This is a genomic window from Lactiplantibacillus fabifermentans DSM 21115 (assembly GCF_000498955.2).
GTDB classification, from domain to species: domain Bacteria; phylum Bacillota; class Bacilli; order Lactobacillales; family Lactobacillaceae; genus Lactiplantibacillus; species Lactiplantibacillus fabifermentans.
This window is the reverse complement of record NZ_AYGX02000092.1, coordinates 1-3,130: the sequence shown is the minus strand read 5'-3', so window position 1 is coordinate 3,130 and position 3,130 is coordinate 1. Positions and strand designations below refer to the sequence as shown.

At 39.8% G+C, this 3,130-nt stretch carries 4 protein-coding genes; 3 read left to right on the top strand and 1 reads right to left on the bottom strand.

Annotation, left to right across the window (positions count from 1 at the left end):
• Positions 1–170: 170 nt before the first annotated feature.
• On the bottom strand, positions 171–1,007 hold the full coding sequence (locus tag DY78_RS08750; protein WP_024626273.1) for a helix-turn-helix transcriptional regulator: 837 nt from the start codon (positions 1,005–1,007) through the stop codon (positions 171–173).
• A gap of 216 nt (positions 1,008–1,223) precedes the next feature.
• On the opposite strand from DY78_RS08750, the gene DY78_RS08745 reads away from it, so the two are divergent.
• The 3 genes from DY78_RS08745 (at position 1,224) to DY78_RS08735 (ending at position 2,751) form a co-directional block, all read left to right on the top strand.
• On the top strand, positions 1,224–1,808 hold the full coding sequence (locus DY78_RS08745; protein ID WP_024626274.1) for a hypothetical protein: 585 nt from the start codon (positions 1,224–1,226) through the stop codon (positions 1,806–1,808).
• A gap of 71 nt (positions 1,809–1,879) precedes the next feature.
• Positions 1,880–2,302 carry a hypothetical protein gene (locus DY78_RS08740; RefSeq protein WP_024626275.1) on the top strand — a complete coding sequence of 141 codons (423 nt, stop codon included), beginning with the start codon at positions 1,880–1,882 and terminating at the stop codon, positions 2,300–2,302.
• A 41-nt stretch (positions 2,303–2,343) separates the two neighbouring features.
• Positions 2,344–2,751: a hypothetical protein gene (locus DY78_RS08735; RefSeq protein WP_156093473.1), complete on the top strand. Its 408-nt coding sequence runs from the start codon at positions 2,344–2,346 to the stop codon at positions 2,749–2,751.
• Positions 2,752–3,130 lie beyond the last annotated feature (379 nt).

Below are 3,130 nucleotides of genomic sequence, written 5' to 3'. Positions count from 1 at the left end.
AGCTGATCTTTTTTGTCCGAACAGCGTTCGGATTAATTTTACAATCTACCTTGTTATGGTTGCGGTTTGATTCTGATGAAGGTTTATATGTGGTCAATCATTAACTTTAATCATGAATTGGCGAAGTTTCACAGGAATTGCGATTGATATCCTAATCTCGTTTGAGATGTTCAATTTAGCAGGATGGGAAAATCATCATAAGCGATTTGAGCCACATTGTCGGCCCCCATGGCTTTCAAAACCTTACATAATTCACGGCCGTGCTCATAGTCTCGTTGCAGGACTGCCAGTCGGACTTGACTTAACAAATGTAAATCATAGCGATGGGCGGTTTTTGTCAATGCGATACTTTGTTTTAAATATTCGGCCGTCGTGGCTGGGTCTAAGGTATTTGGATGTTGCATCCCTAAGAAGGCCAAGTTGGCATAGATTGCGTTTTTTAATAAGATATTTTGCAATGAGTAATGTTCAAGTCGGGCGATTACTTTTTTCCCAATGCGTTGGGCGACTTGGGGCGCAAAAATGTATAGTAAATTATTAATTAAAAATAGGTCGGTCCGATTCCATTCTTTAATAGTTGTGAGTTCATTCCAAACCGGCTGAACGAGCTGTGTTAGCTTTTCGTGTGAATATGAATCGAGGTGTAATAGCGCCTCCAGGATTGGAATAAGTTGGTGCGTGTAGCGCAGGGTGGAAGTCGCGACTAATTGGCGGGCCCGGGTCAGTAAGTCATTGAGTTTTTGTGTTTCAGAAGTATCTGAGAGCTGTTCAAATTCAATAACTAGCGCCTGGTCAGCGGGAATTTGATGGTCATGACGATAGTCTTCAAAGTCGTTAGCGGAGACTCCTAAGCGTTCAATTAATTGCATCATGGTTTCATAAGATAGATCACGGTTACCATGTTCAGCGTCAATAATTGCACGGCGGGTCGTAATTCCTGCCGCCAGGTCTGCTTGGGTCAGGCCTTTATTTTTACGTAACATCGTTAATACTTGAGCAGTTTCCATAGTTTCACACCTAATTATAATTTTGTGGCCGTTTTTTGCACATTTCGAGCGATAATGTTATTTCTATTGTAAAATAATATTATATTAATTCAACTCGTGAATAGTCGAGGTGCTGGCCGATTGATGTGGCAGTGATAAGGTTGGTCTTTGCCGGTTAAAGTTCGCACAAAAAGGTAGGTCAAGGACTTGAAATTATTTCTAAAACAAAGGGTATTAATGCTGATATTCTATCTAATTATCCTCGTAACTTTATGCGTCGATGGTGGCTTTTTTTCGCAACTGGGACCGCGTGGCTTATACAATGTAACGCTCGCCGATGTCGTTATTTTAATCTTAATTATTTATGGGATATTATTGCTGCTAGTATTTGGCAACAGTACAGTGATGCGCTATTTTTATCCCGAATTATCACGGCAAATCAGTCGCAATTTTTTCGAACAAAGCAAACGTATCGAGCGAGCAGTAGTCGTGGTATTGCTGCTAGCGTACGGCGGCTGGAATTCATATCGCAATACGTACCAATTGCCGCCTTTTGCTGAGGGGACGGTTAATCAGGCAATTAAGACTAAAGATTGGTCACAGTTGCAGCACGTCACTAATAATCAAGCGCGTTTAATGCGCCAGTTTAAGCGCGGCCGATTGTTTGAAGAATATGATGTTTCATTAAATGAGCCGTATCATTACTTGGGAAAGTTAGCAGGCACGGCCAGCGATACCGAGGTTGTACTTGGTGCTCAAAAAGTTGATCCATTAGGCATTGTTGCTCATTTTAAGGTTACGGCAATCTCGGCAGCCAATTGAGGGACGTACCAGTTTACAGCTCAGTACCTAATTAATGGTGCGGGTGTTTAAATTGTCAGGAGGAAAATAGCATGGCGAAAGTTTTTGATGACTATCTTTTGGGACTGCCCGGCGTACTCTTTAACGTGTATGTGGCGAATAAAGTTGGTAACGTTTGGGGCTGGCTATTAGTCAGTATCTTTTTACTCATATTTTTGGTGGCGTATCCTTATTTAATGCACAAAAGGCCAAAGTTACGAATTGAAAAAGGATTGGACCGTTTTAATAAGCCATATATGGGACAAAAAGCCGCGGCGACGCGTCACCAACAACATGATATCTATGATGTTGATAGTGTGTCGGATTATGCTAATGCGCAAGAGACACGGCAAATAGTTGGCTTGACCGGCTTAGTTGCTTTAATCGGAACTTTTATCAAGCGATGGTTGCTCCAACTGATTGCCTTACCTTGGCTACTAGTTATCTTCAGCCATAAATTGGGCGTGAAAAAGTAAGTCAATCAAGCAGTATCAGCAATCCAATTTTGGAGGGCAATATGATGATGGTAATTAAGAAAAGTGCGGGTGAATTGATTTATTGTTTTGTGAGTATTGTGGTATTTTTCGTTTACGGGAATTTTTATTTTTTGCCAGCGTTGATGGTGGCAAGTTCTGAGGTAACCTCGACCAAGGGTGCAATCTTAACGGGGCTGCTTGCAATTTGTTTATATGTGATGGTGATTTCATTACCGATACTTGCAATTTGTTTATGGTGGTCTGGACGGTCGAAATATCGCGTCTTGTTCAATGTTTGGACAGGCTTAGTATTGGTGGCTAGCTTGATAATATTTTGTTATCAAGTAACTGACGACTATCTATTAATTGATATCGCTTCGCTGATGGGTGTCGTTATATTTTTATCCTTATTATTTTTGACGCAAAACGACAAATTAATATTGAAGTGATCAAGCAATGTCGCTTCTTATCCTTATTGAGTTTGCATGCATCTTTTTCTAAGCAGAACTGATGAATTTATTTGTTCCATTGAGAAGTTTGAATTGGTGGCAACAAGGAATTATATTTATCGCCAGTAGTTTTATGGTGGATTATATTTTTAATAAGTCCAGCATCATAAGCGATAGCATTTCAAGATCAAAAAACAATTTTAACGAGGATTATTGTCAAATTGTCAGTGTAACTACTATTGATTATCTTAAAGACAGTGGTACTAACTATTCTTGAAGAGGTTAGCAGATGTATTTTCTTAAGTTTATTTTTATGTTGGCAATAGGTAGATTGTAAAATTAATCCGAACGCTGTTCGGACAAAAAAGATCAGCTTCCT

Coding starts and splice junctions, on each gene's coding strand:
- DY78_RS08750 (WP_024626273.1), bottom strand. CDS start 1,007: ATGGAAACTGCTCAAGTATTAACGATGTTACGTAAAAATAAAGGCCTG.
- DY78_RS08745 (WP_024626274.1), top strand. CDS start 1,224: ATGCTGATATTCTATCTAATTATCCTCGTAACTTTATGCGTCGATGGT.
- DY78_RS08740 (WP_024626275.1), top strand. CDS start 1,880: ATGGCGAAAGTTTTTGATGACTATCTTTTGGGACTGCCCGGCGTACTC.
- DY78_RS08735 (WP_156093473.1), top strand. CDS start 2,344: ATGATGATGGTAATTAAGAAAAGTGCGGGTGAATTGATTTATTGTTTT.